This window comes from Jannaschia sp. Os4 (genome assembly GCF_016820245.1).
In the GTDB taxonomy this organism is placed as follows: Bacteria; Pseudomonadota; Alphaproteobacteria; order Rhodobacterales; family Rhodobacteraceae; genus Jannaschia.
The window spans coordinates 407,030-422,762 of the sequence record NZ_JAFCAR010000003.1 but is presented as its reverse complement, the minus strand read 5'-3'; the positions used below and the strand labels follow the sequence as shown (position 1 = coordinate 422,762).

The following is a 15,733-nucleotide window of genomic DNA, read 5'->3' as shown; positions in this document are numbered from 1 at the left end:
ACCTGTATGACTGACTACGTCTATGAGGTTGTCGACTGATGGCTAAACGACGGACACGGGCAAAATACCTTGATACTCTTACCTTCATTGACGAGCCGCAGCTGATCGCTCTCGAGATTGGAAGGACTAAAGGCCTTGGACTTGCGATTGATCCCGGAACAATTGAGGGTTCAGATTTTCTCGTTGTATCTTTGACCGAAGAAAACTGGAATAGATATTTCCGTGATCACGTCGATCTGGAGTATTTATTCAGCTATCCGACTAATCGCCGACTTTTCCACTTCGCATCAAGCGATTGGGAAGGTGATACTGTCATGATGAACAAGTTGGAAGGCAATCCGCCGGCCGACGCGCTTCCTGGGAAAGGTATCTTCGCTCGATCGCACACATCTGACGCCTTTCGAGATAGCTCATCTCAAAGCACGCAGACGATGTATATCGACGGGGATTGGGAGTTGGATGAGTTCGGAGCGTTCTACAAGAAATATGCCGAGGTCTACGCCTTCTTGGCCACGGTGAGAAACCATGCCGACGGCGGAATCTCGCAGGCCTACAAGGGACGAGCAATTTCAGCGTTCCAGGAATACCCCCTCCGCGGTGGATCAAGCTATCTACACCTCTTCAGCAGCCTTCCAAACTGTATTCCAAATGAGCAACGCCTTGGTCTTGAGGGGATCGATTATCATTCCCCGGGAGCGGTAGAGATGCGCGGTCAGGACGATAAGCTTGATCAGACTTCGGTGTTGGTCAAGCGACACCTTAACAATCGACCTTCGACCAAACTTGCCCATGATATACTAAAAGCCTACCTACAGAAGACAAAACTACTCACGCAGTCGGCACGTGATTTCTCGTCAGAGAACGCTCACAGCAATACTATCCTTAAGTATACCGCTGAGCTAAACGAGGAGATGGGCATTATTGCACACAGAACAGTCCTGTCTATGTGCGGGGATAATGTTCTTGCCTTCGCAAAGATTTCTCTTGGCCTTTATCGACGACTTGATGTAGCTGCCGCATTCTTCGCTGAAGGCAGAATGGATTATAGAAGCGACTAAACCACCACCCCCATATCCTCGCTCACCCCCACCCCGAACACGCGCCTATACCGCTCCACCTCGGCCTCCGGCCCCATCGCCTTCGCCGCGTTGTCCGAGAGCTTGACCGTGGGGCGGCCGTCCGCCGCCACGGCCTTGCAGACCAAGGAGAAGGGGGCCAGCCGGTCGCCGACCAAACCCCTAAAGTCGTTGGTCAGCATCGTGCCCCAGCCGAAGGACACCCGGACGCGGCCCGAGAAGCGGGCGTGGAGGGACTCGATCACCTCGACGTCGAGGCCGTCGGAGAAGATCAGGAGCTTCCCCGACGGGTCCTCGCCGCGCGCGCGCCACCACGCGATGGCGGCCTCGGCGGCGGCCGCCGGGTCGCCCGAGTCGACGCGGATGCCGGTCCACGACGCGAGCCAGTCGGGCGCGCGCTCGAGGAAGCGCTCGGTGCCGTAGGTGTCGGGGAGGATGATGCGGAGGTTGCCGTCATGCTCCTCGTGCCAGTCGGCGAGCACGTCGTAGGGGGCGCGGGCCAGTTCCGTGTCGTCGCGGGCCAGCGCGGCGTAGACCATCGGCAGCTCGTGGGCGTTGGTGCCGATCGCCTCGAGGTCGCGGGTCTTGGCGATGAGGCAGTTGGAGGTGCCGATGAAGCGGTCGCCCAGCCCCTCGGACATGGCCTGCACGCACCAGTCCTGCCACAGGAAGCCGTGGCGGCGGCGGGTGCCGAAGTCGGCGATGCGCAGCCCGTCGAGGCGGCGCAGGCGCTCGATCTTCTCCCAGACGCGGGTCATGGCGCGGGCGTAGAGCACCTGCAGCTCGAACCGGCCCATGTCGAGGAGGACGGCGCGGGCGCGCAGCTCCATGATGGTGGCGAGCGCCGGGATCTCCCAGAGCATGACCTCGGGCCACGCGCCCTCGAAGGTGAGCTCGTACTGGTCGCCCACGCGCTCGAGGTGGTAGGGCGGCAGGCGCAGCCCCTCGAGCCAGTCCATGAAGTCGGGGCGGAAGATGCTGCGCTTGCCGTAGAAGGTGTTGCCGCGCATCCACGTCGACTCGCCGCGGGTGAGGGAGAGGGTGCGGATGTGGTCGAGCTGCTCGCGCAGCTCGCCCTCGTCGATGAGGTGGGCGAGGGGGACGGCGGTGGTGCGGTTGATGAGCGAGAAGGTGACCGTGACGTCGGGACGGTTGCGGAACACCGACTGGCACATCAGCAGTTTGTAGAAGTCGGTGTCGATGAGGGAGCGGACGATGGGGTCCAGCTTCCACTTGTGGCTCCAGACGCGCGTGGCGATGTCCATGGTCGTCCCCCCGGGTCCCTCGGGGGCGTTGAAAGCATGGGGGCGGCGCGAAAGGAAGCGGGCGCCGCGCCCGATCGCGCGGGCGGGGCGGAGGTGCCCCCGCCGCGCGGAATGCCGCGGCGGGGGCGGTGAGGCGCCTGAAAGCTAACGGGACACGCGCGCCTCGGTTACGCGACCCCCCGCGTCGTCGACCGGGGCCGTGACGGCCTCGGCCCGGTAATCGCCGGGCGGCACGGCCGCGACGCGGAGCGGGAGCGCGGCGGTCAGGGTCGCGAGGCCCATCCCGGCGGCGAGGCCGGCGAGAAACATGATCCTGACCATCGCGCGGCTCCCATCTTGCGGGACGGGCGGACAATCCCGCGCCCCTTCGTATCCATGGGTCGGACGGGCGCGGGAGGGGGTTCAAAGAATGCGAGGCATTTCCTCGGGCGCACGGTCAGCAGCCGCCGCGCACGAGGCCCCAGCCGGTCGCGGGGTCGCGCCCCGGGGCGGCGAGGTCGCGCACGCCCGCGCGCAACGCCGCGCGCAGGACCTCCGCGCCGGAGACGCCGCGCCGCGCCGCGAGGGCCGAGACGACGGGGGCCGCGTAGGAGGTGCCGCTGGCATAGCCGCCCCGGCCCGGCCCCGCGACGTAGACGTCCACGCCCGGCGCGGCGAACTCGGCGCCGCGGTTGGCGCGGGGCCACGGCCGGGCGGCGGCGTCGACGGCGGTGACGGAGACCACCTCGGGCGCGGCGGCGGGCCAGCCGGGGGCGGCGCGCCCGGCGTTGCCGGAGGCGGCCACCAGCGTCAGGCCGCGCGCGGCGGCGGCGGCGATCACTTGGGCGAGGACGGCGTTCTCCGGTCCAGCGAAGGACAGGTTCACCACCCCCGCGCCCCGTGCGGCCACGAGGTCCAGCGCGCCCGCGATGCGGTCCACGTCGGCCGCCGCGCCGCCGGTCTCGCGGGCGAAGGCGTCCACGGCGAGGAGCGCCGCCCCGGCGGCGAAGCCGGAGAGCGCGCCGCCCGCGTCCTCGCCGACCAGCAGCGCGGCGACGGCGGTGCCGTGGTCGGCGGAGGCCGCGCGGTCGTGCGGCAGGCGGGTCGTGGCGGTCGCCACGGCGGCCCCGGCGAGGGCGGCGTGGCCGGTGTCGACCGGCCCGTCGATCATTGCCAGCCGCGCCCCCGGCGCGCGGCATCCGCCGGGCCGCGCGTCGCCGATCATCGCCGCCGCGTAGAGGCGGGGCGCGGCGGGCCGGTAGAGCGCGTTCACCGCGACCGTGCCGCCCGACGCCTCCTCCAGCGCGGCGAGGCCGAGGCCGCGCGGGTCCACCGTCAGCAGGACGGAGCCGAGCGCGGCGAGCGGGCGGCGCACGAGGACGCGGACGCCCCGCGCGGCCAAGGCGGCCTCGCCCGCGGCGGCGCGGGCGGCGGGCAGCGCGACCACGACCTGCGCCCGCCCCCCGCGCAGGCGCGCCACGTCGGTCGAGGGCGCGGGCCGGTCCTCGCCCTCGCCGCGACCGCGCGCGACGGGCGGCGGGGCGGGCGCGGGATCGGCGGGGGCGGAGACCTCCTCCTCGAAGACCTCCTCCTCCTCGACCGTCTGGGCGGCGAGGGCGGCGGGCATCAGCGCCACGGCGAGGCACAGGGCGAGCAGGCGGGTCGGGGCGCGGCGGGTCATCGGGTCAGCGTATGCGATCCGCGCTCTCGGTGAAGGGAAAGCCGCGCAGGAGGTCGAGCGCCGTGTCCACGTCGCCATCCCCGACCGGCGCGAGCGTCCAGAGGCCCAGCGCGGAGGGGCCGCCCACCACCTCGAGCCCCGCCGAGCGCAGGACGGCGCGGAGGTCGGCCTCATCGAGATCCGGCGCGAAGGCGACGCGGATCGCGCCCTCGGGGGGGCCGCCCGCGAGGGTGTAGCCGTCCGTCTCGGGCGCGGGGCGGGTGGCGATCCACGCGGCTTGGCCCAACGCGACCGCCGCGAGGATCGCGGCGGCGGCGCGCCAGACCGGGGCGCGGTCGAGGTTGGCCGGAGGCGCCGCGGCGGGCCGCGCCGCCTCGGCGTCGATCGCGGCGAGCAGGCGTTCCAGCCCCGCCTCGCCCGGCGCGGGCGGGGCCTCGGCGCGCAGGGTGGCGCGGGCGCGGCGCAGCGCCTCGGCCTCGCGGGCGAGCGCGGGGTCGGCGGCGAGGGCGGCCTCGACGGCGGCCCGCTCCTGCGGGTCGAGCGTGCCGTTCGCGTGGAACGGCAGCAGGGCGCGGACGTCGCCGCTCATGCCTTGGCCCCCCGCGCGACGCGGCCCTCGAGGCAGCGCAGCAGCAGCCTCTTGGCGTGGAACACCCGCGTCTTGACCGTGCCCTCGGGCGCGCCCGTCACCTCGGCGATCTCGCGGTAGGACAGGTCCTCCCAGAAGGCGAGGCCGATGGCCGTGCGGTGGTCGGGCTTGAGCGTGCCCATGCAGTGGCGGACGTGCTCAGATTCCTGCGCGGCCAGCAGGCACGCCTCGCCCGCGGGCGCGTCGTCCGCCGTCTCGGGGACGTCGTCGGTCGGGGCCATGCGGGCGCGGCTCCGATGCCGGTCCGCCGCGCGGCGCCACGCGATACCGAAGAGCCATGTCGTCACCTTGGATCTCCCTTCGAAGCGGTCGGCCACGCGCCAGACCTCGAGGAACACGTCATGGAGTAGGTCGGACGCCTCGGTGGGATCGTTCAATCTCGAAAGGATGAAGCGGTAGAGGCCACGCTCGTGGCGGCGGTAGAAGGCCGCGAGCGCGTCGCGGTCGCCCGTGGCGATGCGGGCGAGGAGGGCCGTGTCGTCGGGGCCGGTCATCGCGTCAGGCGAGGGCCACCCCCGCCCCGCGCATGGCGTCGCGGGCGGCGGCGAGGCTGCCGTCGAGGTCGATGGCGCGGGTCAGGTCCTCGCGCACCGTGGTCGCGAAGCCGAGGCGGGCGGCGTCGAGGGCGGAGTAGTTGACGCAGAAGTCGGTGGCGAGGCCGACGAGGGTGAGGTCGGTGACGCCCAGCGTGCGGAGCAGCCCCTCCAGCCCCGTGGGCGTGGTGCGGTCGTTCTCGAAGAAGGCGGAGTAGCTGTCGATGGCGGGGTTCATGCCCTTGCGGACGATGGCCCGCGCCCGGTCCGTGCGGAGGTCGGGGTGGAAGGCGGCGTCGGCGGTGCCCTGCACGCAGTGGTCCGGCCAGAGCACCTGCGGGCCGTAGGGCATCGCGACGACGTCGTAGGGCGCCCGGCCGTCGTGGGCCGAGGCGAAGGAGGAGTGGCCCGCCGGGTGCCAGTCCTGGGTCAGGACGACGTGGGCGAAGCCGTCCATGAGGGCGTTGATGCCCGGCACGACGGCGTCGCCATCGGGCACGGCGAGGTTGCCGCCGGGGCAGAAGCCGGTCTGGACGTCGATGACGACGAGGGCGTGGGTCATGGGGCGGTCCTCCGGGGGGCGGTGTCCCGCGCGGGGCGCGCGAGGTCAACGTGGGCGGCGCGCCGTGCCGCGCCTATCGCGACAGGCGCTCGAGCAGCGAGGCCGGCGTGACCGCCCCCACCACCGCGCCGTCGCGCTCCACGGGCACCGGCCCCGCGAGGCAGAGGTGCATCGCCTCGCGGATGGGGGTGTCGTGGGGGATCGGCGCGCCCTCGGCGCGGCGGTCGACCAAGGCGTCGGCGGCGGTCAGCACGCCGAGCGGGTTCATGTGGGCGACGAAGTCGGCGACGTAGGCGTTGGCGGGGTCGGCGGCGATCTGGGCGGGGGTGCCGACCTGCACGATGCGCCCGCCCTCCATGATGGCGATGCGGGAGCCCAGCTTGAACGCCTCGTCGAGGTCGTGGCTGACGAAGACGATGGTCTTCCTGAGCCGCGACTGGAGGTCGAGCAGCTCGTCCTGCAGGCGGGTGCGGATGAGCGGGTCGAGGGCCGAGAACGGCTCGTCCATCAGCAGGATCGGCGCCTCGGTGGCGAAGGCGCGGGCGAGGCCCACGCGCTGCTGCATCCCGCCCGACAGCTCGCCCACGGGGCGGTCGGCGGCGTCCGCGAGACCCACGAGGTCGAGCTGGCGGGCGACCCGCTCGGCGCGGGCCTTGGCGCCCATCCCCGCGAGCTCGAGCCCCAGCCCGACGTTCTCGGCCACGGTGCGCCACGGCAGGAGGCCGAACTGCTGGAACACCATGGCCACGCCGCCTTGGCGCAGGCGCCGCAGCCGGTGGCCCCGCGTCTGCGCGACGTCCACCATGGCGCCGCCCGAGCGGACGCGGAGCGCGCCGCGGGTGACGGGGTTCAGGGCGTTGATCGCGCGGAGCAGCGTGGACTTGCCCGACCCCGACAGGCCCATCAGGACGAGCGTCTCGCCCTCGGACACCGAGAGGGTGCAGTCGTGCACGCCCAGCACCTGCCCGGTCTCGGCGGCGACGGTCGCGCGGTCCTTGCCCTCGTCCATCGCGGGGAGCGCGCGGGCGGGCTTGGGGCCGAACACGACCGAGACGCGGTCGATCTCGATGACGGCGGTCATGCAGACGGCCGCCGCAGGAGCCGGTCGAGGACGATGGCCACGACCACGATGACGAGCCCCGCCTCGAAGCCCAGCGCGGTGTTCACCTGGTTCAGCGCCCGGACCACGGGCACGCCGAGGCCGTCGGCGCCCACGAGGGCGGCGATGACGACCATGGAGAGCGACAGCATGATGGTCTGGTTGAGGCCCGTCATGATCTGGGGCGTGGCGTAGGGGAGTTCGGCCTTCCACAGCACGTCCCCCTTGGTGCCGCCGAAGGACTGGACCGCCTCGATCAGGGGCGCGGGCGTCGAGGAGACGCCCAGGTGGGTGAGGCGGATCGGGGCGGGCAGGACGAAGATGACCGTGGCGATGAGGCCCGGCACCATGCCGATGCCGAAGAACACGATGGCGGGGATGAGGTAGACAAAGGTGGGCAGCGTCTGCATCAGGTCGAGGATCGGCCTGAGCGCGCGGTAGAGGCGGGGCCGGTGCGCGGCGGCGATGCCGACGGGGACGCCGATCGCCATGCACGCCGCGCAGGCGAAGAGGACCAGCGTCAGGCTCTCGGTCGTCTCCTCCCAATAGCCTTGGTTGACGACGAAGAGCAGGCCGAGGAGCACGAGCAGCGTCACCCCGGCCCGGCGGTGCAGCGCGAAGGCCAGCGCGGTCAGCAGGCCGATCACCAAGAAGGGATGCCAGTCCTGCGGGTAGAGGTACTCGACCTCGCGGCGGGGCACGTCGCGGATCCATCCGGTGTTCGGCGGGTCCTGCAGCACCGCCACCACGCCCTCGATCGCGGCCTCCATCACGTCGCGGAAGGCGTCGACCGCGGTGGCGAGGTTCTCGCGGGCCCATTCGAACGCAGCCTCGGCACCGTCGCCGACGCGCAGCTTGCATTCGGTCAGGAAGCCGATGGGCGAGCGCGCCTCGGCCTCCAGCGGGTGCCCGCAGTCGGTCAGTGTGTCGAGTACGCCCATGCGATCGCGGGCCCGGCGCCGGGGCGCCGGGCCCCTTCCGTCACATCTCGAGGGCGGAGGAGACGGCCGCCGCCGCGTCGCCGCCGTCGAAGGTCGTCACGCCGTCCAACCAAGCCTGCCAGACCTCGGGGTTGGCCGACAGCCAGACCTCGGCCGCCTCGCGCGGGTCCTCGCCGTCGTTCAGGATCGCGCCCATGATCTCGTTCTCCATCGGCAGGGAGAACTCGAGGTTGTTGAGGAACGCGCCGAGGTTCGCGCATTCGTCCACCAGCCCGGCGCGGGTGTTGGTGAAGACGGTCGCTCCCCCGAGGTCCGGGCCGAACCAGTCGTCCCCGCCCTCGAGATAGGTCAGCTCGAAGTTGGCGTTCATCGGGTGCGGCTCCCATCCGAGGAAGACGATCGGCTCGTCCGCGCCCGACAGCCGCTCGACCTGCGCGAGCATCCCCTGCTCGGAGCTCTCGACGACCTCGAACTCCCCGAGCCCGAACGCGTCGGCGTCGATCATGTCCTGGATCAGGCGGTTGCCGTCGTTGCCCGGCTCGATGCCGTAGATCTCGGCGTCCAGCGCGTCGGCGTTCGCCGCGATGTCCGCGAACGAGGCGATGCCCGCCGCCGCGCCGGCCGCGTTCGTCGCGAGGGTGTACTTCGCCCCCTCGAGGTTGGCGCGCACCGTCTCGACCGTGCCGGCCTCGCGGTAGGGGGCGATGTCGGCCTCCATCGTGGGCATCCAGTTGCCGAGGAACACGTCCACGTCGCCCTCGGCCAGCGCGGTGTAGGTGACGGGCACCGACAGGACGCGCGTCTCGGTCTCGTAGCCCAGCGCCTCCAGCACGGCGGTGGTCGCGGCGGTGGTCGCGGTGATGTCGGTCCAGCCCACGTCCGAGAAGGTGACGGTGTCGCAGGAATGGGCGTCGGCGAGGGCGCCGCTCGCGGAAAGGGCCAGCGCGGAGGCGGCGAGGGTGAGGCGGGTCATTCGGGTCTCCCTGTGGTCCCCGTGGGCGGGGACTCGGTTCGTTGATTGACGAGTCAATCAAGACGGGGGATGGTCCCGCCGTCAACTTCGAGGACCCTACGATGCCCCGCGCCAATGTCGAACCCCTGCGCCGCGCCGCCCTCGTGGAGGCGACGATCGCCGAGGTGGCCGAGGCCGGACAGGGCACCACCGTCGCCGCCATCGCGCGGCGGGCGGGGGTCTCCTCGGCCTTGGCGCACCACTACTTCGGGTCGAAGGACCGCATCCTGATCGCCGCGATGCGCCACGTGCTGGCCACGTTCGGGGCGGAGGTGCGCGGCGCGCTGGCGATGGCCGACACGCCGCGCCGCCGGGTCGAGGCGGTGGTGCGCGCGTCCTTCACCGCCGGCAACTTCCGCGACGAGGTCGTGGCGGCGTGGCTGTCCTTCTACGTCCAGGCCCAGCGCGACCCCGAGGCGCGGCGCCTACTGCACATCTACCACCGGCGCCTGCGCTCGAACCTGCTGCACGGGCTGCGGGGCACGGTGGCGGCGCCCGAGGAGGCCGCCGAGGCGCTCGCCGCGCTGATCGACGGTCTCTACGTCCGGCAGGCCCTGCGGGCCGAGCGGCTGGCGCCTGCGGACTGCGCCGCGCTCGTCCTCGCCCATCTCGACCGACTGGAGGCCGCCGCGTGACCCGGAACATCCTGATCCTGATGGTCGACCAGCTGAACGGGACGCTGTTCCCGGACGGCCCGGCGGGGTGGCTGCACGCGCCGAACCTCAAGCGCCTCGCCGAACGGTCCACGCGCTTCGCCAACTGCTACACCGCCTCGCCGCTCTGCGCGCCGGCGCGGGCGTCCTACATGTCGGGCCTGCTGCCCTCGCGCACGCGGGTCTACGACAACGCGGCCGAGTTCGCCTCGGACATCCCGACCTACGCCCACCACCTGCGCCGCGCGGGCTGGCGCACCTGCCTGTCGGGCAAGATGCACTTCGTGGGCCCCGACCAGCTGCACGGGCTGGAGGAGCGCCTGACGACGGACATCTACCCGGCCGACTTCGGCTGGACCCCGGACTACCGCCGTCCGGGCGAGCGGATCGACTGGTGGTATCACAACATGGGGTCGGTGACGGGCGCGGGCGTGGCCGAGATCACCAACCAGATGGAGTATGACGACGAGGTCGCGCACCACGCGAAGATGTGGCTCTACGACGCCGCGCGGGGCCACGACCCGCGCCCGTGGTGCCTGACGGTCTCGTTCACCCACCCGCACGACCCCTACGTGGCGCGCAGGCGGCTGTGGGACCTCTACGAGGGCTGCGACCATCTCGATCCGGAGGTGGGGCCGCTGCCCTTCGAGGACCACGACCCGCATTCGCGGCGCATCCTCGAGGCGAACGACTTCGGCAACTACGACGTGACGCCCGAGGACGTGCGCCGCGCGCGGCGGGCCTACTTCGCCAACATCAGCTATCTCGACGAGAAGGTGGGCGAACTGCTGCAGGTGCTCGAGGACACGCGGCAGGAGGCGACCGTGATCTTCGTCTCCGACCACGGCGACATGCTGGGCGAGCGGGGGCTGTGGTACAAGATGTCCTTCCTCGAAGGCTCGGCCCGCGTGCCGCTGATGATCTGCGACCCGTCGATGGAGCCGGGGGTCGTGACCGAGCCGGTGTCCACGATCGACGTGTGCCCCACGCTCTGCGACCTCGCGGGGGTGTCGATGGAGGAGATGGCCCCGTGGACGACGGGCGAGACGCTGGTGCCACTTGGACAGGGGGCGGTGCGGGAGAGCCCGGTGGCGATGGAGTATGCCGCCGAGGGGTCCTACGCGCCGCTGGTCGCGCTGCGCGCGGGGCGGTGGAAGTACACGCGCTGCGCGCTGGACCCCGAGCAGCTGTTCGACCTGTTGGCGGATCCCCACGAGAGGGTGAACTTGGCGGACGACCCCGCCCATGCCGAGGCGCTGGCGGGGTTCCGCGCCGAGGCGGACGCGCGCTGGGACCTCGCCCTGTTCGACGCCCAGGTGCGCGAGAGCCAAGCCCGGCGCTGGGTGGTCTACGAGGCGCTCCGCCAAGGCGGCTACTACCCGTGGGACTGGCAGCCGATGCGCGTCGCCTCGGAGCGGTACATGCGCAACCACATGGACCTCAACGTGCTGGAGGCCGCCCAGCGCGCGCCGAAGGATTGAGGGCGCCGGGGGCGCTGCCCCCGGACCCCCGGGATACTTGTACCAAGAAAGGGGAGGCATGGCCGAGGCGGACTACGTGATCGTCGGCGCGGGGTCGGCGGGCTGCGCGGCGGCCTACCGACTGGCCGAGGCGGGGCGGTCGGTGATCGTGGTGGAGCATGGCGGGACCGACGCGGGGCCGCTGATCCAGATGCCGGGCGCGCTGTCCTTCCCGATGAACATGGCGCGCTACGACTGGGGCTACGAGACCGAGCCGGAGCCGCATCTGGGCGGGCGCCGCTTGGTGGCGCCGCGGGGCAAGGTGCTGGGCGGGTCGTCCTCGATCAACGGGATGGTCTACGTGCGCGGGCACGCGATGGACTACGACCACTGGCGCGACGCGGGCGCGGAGGGCTGGGGCTTCGCGGACGTCGCCCCCTACTTCCGGCGGATGGAGGACTGGGACCCGGCGGGGCACGGGGGCGACCCGGCGTGGCGGGGCGCGGGCGGGCCGCTGCACGTGACGCGGGGGCTGCGGGACAACCCGCTGCATGCGGCCTTCGTCGCGGCGGGCGCGCAGGCGGGCTACGGCGTGACCGACGACTACAACGGCGCGCGGCAGGAGGGGTTCGGCCCGTTCGAGATGACGGTGAAGGGCGGCGTGCGGTGGTCGGCGGCCCACGCCTACCTGCGGCCCGCGCAGGCGACGGGGCGCTGCACGGTGGTGCGCGGCCATGCCGACCGGCTGGAGATGGACGGGACGCGCGCCACGGGCGTGGTGCTGCGCGGGGGCCGCGTGGTGCGCGCGCGGGCCGAGCTGCTGGTCGCGGCGAGCGCGTTCAACTCGCCCAAGCTCTTGATGCTGTCGGGGATCGGACCGGGCGCGCATCTGGCCGGGCACGGGATCGAGGTGGTGGCCGACCGCCCCGGCGTGGGCGCGAACCTGCAGGACCATCTGGAGATCTACGTCCAGTACGCGTCCAAGCAGCCGGTCACGCTCTACCGCTACTGGTCCCTCGCCGGAAAGGCGTGGGTGGGGCTACAATGGCTCTTGGCCCGGCGGGGGCCGGGGGCGTCGAACCAGTTCGAGTCCTGCGCCTTCCTGCGGACGCGGGCGGGGGTGCCCTATCCGGACATGCAGGTGCACTTCCTGCCCATCGCCGTGCGCTACGACGGGCAGGCGGCGGCCGAGGGCCACGGGTTCCAAGCCCATGTGGGGCCGATGCGCTCGCCCTCGCGCGGCGCGGTCACGCTGCGGAGCGCGGACCCGGCGGACGCCCCGCGCATCTTCTTCGACTACATGAGCCATGCGGAGGACTGGGCCGACTTCCGCCGCTGCATCCGGCTGATCCGCGAGGTGTTCGCCCAAGCCCCGATGGCGCCCTTCGCCGACCGGGAGATCGGGGCGACGGCGGGGGCCGGGACGGACGAGCAGCTGGACGCGGCCATCCGCGACCACGCCGAGAGCGCCTACCACCCCTGCGGCACCTGCCGGATGGGGCGGGCGGACGACCCGATGTCCGTGGTGGACCCGGAGGGGCGGGTGATCGGGGTGGAGCGCCTGCGCGTGATCGACAGCTCGGTCTTCCCGCGGATCACGAACGGCAACCTCAACGCGCCGTCGATCATGACGGGCGAGAAGATGGCGGATCACGTGCTGGGGCGGCGCCTGCCGGCGTCGAACCTCGAGCCGTGGGTGCACCCGGACTGGCGGACGGCGCAGCGCTGACCCCGTTGCATACGCTTGCAATCCCCCGCATCACTCGGGCGATCCAAGGGAGGAGACGGTCGTGAAGGGGTTCTCGCAGCGGTGGGGCAGCCTGCCCGACTACATCATCGGCATCACCAAGGAGATCTGGGAGGAGCGCGGCCTTCACACGCTCCACGAGACCTATGCCGAGGATCTGCCGATGCGCTTCCCGTCCGGCCTGCTGCGCGGGCGCCGGGCGGTGATCGACGGGACGCGGGCGACGCTGGTGGAGTTCCCGGACCGCCAACTGCTGGCCGAGGACGTGATCTGGTCGGGCGACGAGGCGACGGGGTTCCTGTCGTCGCACCGCCTGATGACGACGGGCACGCATATGGGCCACGGCTTCTTCGGCGCGCCGACGGGCAAGCGGTTCGAGGTGCGGGCCATCGCGGACTGCGCGGCGAAGGACAACCTGATCTACGACGAGTGGCTGTGCCGGGACACGAGCGGGGTCGTGATCCAGCTGGGGATGGAGCCGGTCGCCTTCACACGCGACCTGATCGCGCGCGAGGGCGGGCCGGAGCGGGCGGTGAAGCCCTTCCACCCCGACCATGACGAGCCCGGCGGCTACGCCTCGAAGGGCAACGATCACGAGGTGGGCGTCGCCTATGCCGACCTGCTGACGCGGATGATGGCGGGCGACGAGATGTCGGCCATCGCCCAGCACTACGACCGCGCCTGCCGGACGGAGTTCCCCGGCGCGCGGCGCGGCTGGTCCCACCCCTTCGCCGAGCAGCACTGGATGGCGCTGCGCGCGGCCTTCCCGTCGGCCAAGTGGTCCATCGACCACCGGATCGGGCGCGAGGACCCGCGCATGGCGCCCCGCGCCGCCGTGCGCTGGTCGCTGACCGGCAAGCACGCCGGCCGCGGCCCGTTCGGGGAGCCCACGGGGGCGGAGGTGCACGTGATGGGCTTCACCCATGCGGAGCTGGGGCCGTGGGGCTGGCGGCGCGAGTGGACGGTCTACGACGAGATCAGCATCTGGAAGCAGATCCTGCTGCACACGGGCATGGCGGACGGGCCGCGCGCGGGGGCCAAGATCGACGGCCATGACGGGACGGCCCTGCCCTATGCCGCATCCTGAGCCGCTCGTCCTGCTGCCGGGCATGATGTGCGATGCCCGGCTGTTCGCGCCGCAGGTGGCGGCGCTGTCGGCCGAGCGCGCCGTGATGGTGGCGCCGATCCACCACCACGACACGACGGCCGCCCTCGCCGACGCGGTGCTGGCAGCGGCGCCCGCGCGGTTCGCCTTGGCCGGGCTGTCGATGGGCGGGATCGTGGCGATGGAGGTGGTGGCGCGGGCCCCCGGGCGGGTGACGCGGCTGGCCTGCCTCGACACCAACAGCGAGGCGGAGCGCGCGGAGGTCGCGGCGCGGCGCGGGCCGCAGATGGAGAAGGTCGCGGCGGGCGGGCTGCGCGCGGTGATGCGCGACGAGATGAAGCCCAACTACCTCGCCGACGGACCGGACCGGGGCGCGATCCTCGACCTGTGCATGGCGATGGCGGAGGCGCTGGGGCCGGAGGCCTTCGCCCGGCAGTCCCGCGCGCTGATCGCGCGGCCCGACCGGCGGGCCACGCTACGCGCCTTCCCGCGCCCGGTGCTCGCGCTCTGCGGGGCGGAGGACGCGCTCTGCCCGGTGCACCGGCACGAGACCATCGCGGGGCTGGCGCCGGATGCGGAGCTGGTGGTGATCGAAGGCGCGGGCCACCTGCCGACGCTGGAGCGCCCCGAGGAGACGACGGCCGCGCTGCGGGGCTGGCTGGCGCGCTAGGCGGAGCCGAGCAGCGGCGCCTCCGCCACCTCGATGGCGGCGAGGTCCAGGACCGGGACGCCCGTCACGCGCAGCAGGGCCACCCCGTCGACCGAGAGGATCGCGTCGCCGCCTTCCTGCGTCTGGGAAAGCTGGCCCGGCGTGCCGGGGACGATCTCCACGCGGATGCGGTCGCCCGCGTCCGCGTCGAAGTCCGCGGCGGTCGAGATCGCGCCCGCGCCGCCCGCGGGCAGGCCCACGGTGAAGGTGTCGGCGCCTTCGCCGCCGATCAGCGTGTCGCCCGAGCCGCCCTCGACGGTGTCGTCCCCCGCCCCCCCGTCGAGGGTGCTGCCGTTCTCGCCCTCGTAGTTCAACCGTCCCTCCACCTCGCCGAGGACGAGGCCGGAGAGCAGGTCGTCGCCCTGCCCGCCCAGCGCGAGGTCGTCGCGGCCCACGAGGATCGTGTCGTCGCCCGCCCCGCCGAAGGCCGTGTCCGCGCCGCTGTCGCCGAGGCTGTCCTGCCCGATGGGCAGGAGCAGGTCGTCGCCGAAGCCGCCGGTCAGCACGTCTTGGCCGGAATTGCCGTTGAGCACGTCGTCGCCTGCGTCCCCGCGCAGCGTATCGTCGTCCGGCCCCCCGAAAAGCGTGTCGTCCTGATCCCCGCCCTCGAGGCTGTCGTCGCCCTCCTCGCCGAAGAGGCTGTCCGCGCCGAAGCCGCCGAGGAGCGTGTCGTCGCCTTCGTCGCCGTCCACGATGTCCGCGCCCGCCCCGCCCTCGACGAGGTCGCCCCCCGCGCCCCCGAAGAGCAGGTCGTCCCCGCCGTCGCCGCGCAGCGTGTCCGTGCCGCCGAACCCGGCCAGCTCGTCCGCGCCCGGCCCGCCGTTCAGGTCGTCCGCGCCGAAGCCCCCCGAGAGGCTGTCGTCACCGAGGTTGCCGAACAGGATGTCGTCGCCGCCCTCGCCGTAGAGCTCGTCCCCGTCGTCGCCGCCGTAGATCGTGTCCGTGCCGTCGAAGCCGCTCACCGTGTCCGCGCCGCCGCGGCCGCGCACGACGTCGTCGCCTTCGCCGGCGAGGATCAGGTCGTCCGCGTCCCCGCCGCGCAGGTCGTCGTCCCCTTCCGTCCCGCGGATCACGCCGTCCGCGTCGTCCTGGTCCTCCGCCCGGTCGCTGCCCCCATCGTCGTCGTCGTCGTCCAGCAGGAACACGAGGCCGAGCAGGCCGAGGATACCGAGAAGGGCGAGGGGCATGGCAGCAGACTCCGAAGGACGTGGGGGCAGGTTAACGCACCCCCGCGCCCCGTCCGAGTCCGAATCCCGTGCCGG

The 15,733-nt window shown here is 72.2% G+C and carries 16 protein-coding genes; 6 read left to right on the top strand and 10 right to left on the bottom strand.

Annotated elements, in window-relative coordinates; translation table 11 throughout:
* The first annotated feature begins 38 nt into the window (after positions 1-38).
* Complete coding sequence (locus tag JQC91_RS07030; protein ID WP_203286090.1) at positions 39-1,058, top strand: hypothetical protein; 1,020 nt, start codon at positions 39-41, stop codon at positions 1,056-1,058.
* Here the strand turns inward: JQC91_RS07030 and pncB are convergent.
* The 9 genes from pncB to choX form a co-directional block, all read right to left on the bottom strand.
* Positions 1,055-2,341 (bottom strand): nicotinate phosphoribosyltransferase, encoded by a 1,287-nt coding sequence (gene pncB, locus JQC91_RS07025; protein ID WP_203286089.1) that lies wholly within the window; start codon positions 2,339-2,341, stop codon positions 1,055-1,057. The two genes, JQC91_RS07030 and pncB, sit on opposite strands and share 4 nt — an antisense overlap.
* 144 nt (positions 2,342-2,485) lie before the next feature.
* Positions 2,486-2,662, bottom strand: coding sequence for a hypothetical protein (locus JQC91_RS07020; protein WP_203286088.1), 177 nt, complete (start codon positions 2,660-2,662; stop codon positions 2,486-2,488).
* A 115-nt stretch (positions 2,663-2,777) separates the two neighbouring features.
* Complete coding sequence (locus tag JQC91_RS07015; RefSeq protein WP_203286087.1) at positions 2,778-4,001, bottom strand: S8 family serine peptidase; 1,224 nt, start codon at positions 3,999-4,001, stop codon at positions 2,778-2,780.
* Positions 4,002-4,005: 4 nt separating this feature from the next.
* Positions 4,006-4,590, bottom strand: coding sequence for a hypothetical protein (locus tag JQC91_RS07010; RefSeq protein WP_203286086.1), 585 nt, complete (start codon positions 4,588-4,590; stop codon positions 4,006-4,008).
* On the bottom strand, positions 4,587-5,144 hold the full coding sequence (locus JQC91_RS07005) for a sigma-70 family RNA polymerase sigma factor (RefSeq protein WP_203286085.1): 558 nt from the start codon (positions 5,142-5,144) through the stop codon (positions 4,587-4,589). Before JQC91_RS07005 ends, JQC91_RS07010 begins: the two co-directional genes overlap by 4 nt.
* Before the next feature lie 4 nt (positions 5,145-5,148).
* Positions 5,149-5,745, bottom strand: a complete 597-nt coding sequence (gene pncA, locus JQC91_RS07000) for a bifunctional nicotinamidase/pyrazinamidase (protein WP_203286084.1) — start codon at positions 5,743-5,745, stop codon at positions 5,149-5,151.
* A gap of 73 nt (positions 5,746-5,818) precedes the next feature.
* Positions 5,819-6,826: an ATP-binding cassette domain-containing protein gene (locus tag JQC91_RS06995; protein ID WP_203286083.1), complete on the bottom strand. Its 1,008-nt coding sequence runs from the start codon at positions 6,824-6,826 to the stop codon at positions 5,819-5,821.
* A complete protein-coding gene (gene choW, locus JQC91_RS06990) occupies positions 6,823-7,722 on the bottom strand; it encodes a choline ABC transporter permease subunit (protein ID WP_343069933.1) in 900 nt (299 codons plus the stop codon). Before choW ends, JQC91_RS06995 begins: the two co-directional genes overlap by 4 nt.
* 103 nt (positions 7,723-7,825) lie before the next feature.
* Positions 7,826-8,758, bottom strand: coding sequence for a choline ABC transporter substrate-binding protein (gene choX, locus JQC91_RS06985; protein WP_203286081.1), 933 nt, complete (start codon positions 8,756-8,758; stop codon positions 7,826-7,828).
* Between the two features lie 101 nt (positions 8,759-8,859).
* On the opposite strand from choX, the gene betI reads away from it, so the two are divergent.
* The 5 genes from betI (at position 8,860) to JQC91_RS06960 (ending at position 14,432) form a co-directional block, all read left to right on the top strand.
* Positions 8,860-9,432: a transcriptional regulator BetI gene (betI, locus tag JQC91_RS06980; RefSeq protein ID WP_203286080.1), complete on the top strand. Its 573-nt coding sequence runs from the start codon at positions 8,860-8,862 to the stop codon at positions 9,430-9,432.
* Entirely contained in the window at positions 9,429-10,931 is a 1,503-nt protein-coding gene (betC, locus tag JQC91_RS06975) for a choline-sulfatase (RefSeq protein WP_203286079.1), read from the top strand. The genes betI and betC overlap by 4 nt, the downstream gene beginning before the upstream one ends.
* A 58-nt stretch (positions 10,932-10,989) precedes the next feature.
* Complete coding sequence (gene betA, locus JQC91_RS06970) at positions 10,990-12,639, top strand: choline dehydrogenase (RefSeq protein ID WP_203286078.1); 1,650 nt, start codon at positions 10,990-10,992, stop codon at positions 12,637-12,639.
* Positions 12,640-12,700: 61 nt separating this feature from the next.
* Positions 12,701-13,744, top strand: coding sequence for an ester cyclase (locus JQC91_RS06965; RefSeq protein ID WP_203286077.1), 1,044 nt, complete (start codon positions 12,701-12,703; stop codon positions 13,742-13,744).
* Positions 13,731-14,432: an alpha/beta hydrolase gene (locus JQC91_RS06960; RefSeq protein ID WP_203286076.1), complete on the top strand. Its 702-nt coding sequence runs from the start codon at positions 13,731-13,733 to the stop codon at positions 14,430-14,432. Before JQC91_RS06965 ends, JQC91_RS06960 begins: the two co-directional genes overlap by 14 nt.
* On the opposite strand, the gene JQC91_RS06955 is transcribed toward JQC91_RS06960, so the two are convergent.
* Complete coding sequence (locus JQC91_RS06955) at positions 14,429-15,658, bottom strand: calcium-binding protein (RefSeq protein ID WP_203286075.1); 1,230 nt, start codon at positions 15,656-15,658, stop codon at positions 14,429-14,431. The two genes, JQC91_RS06960 and JQC91_RS06955, sit on opposite strands and share 4 nt — an antisense overlap.
* Between the last annotated feature and the right edge of the window lie 75 nt (positions 15,659-15,733).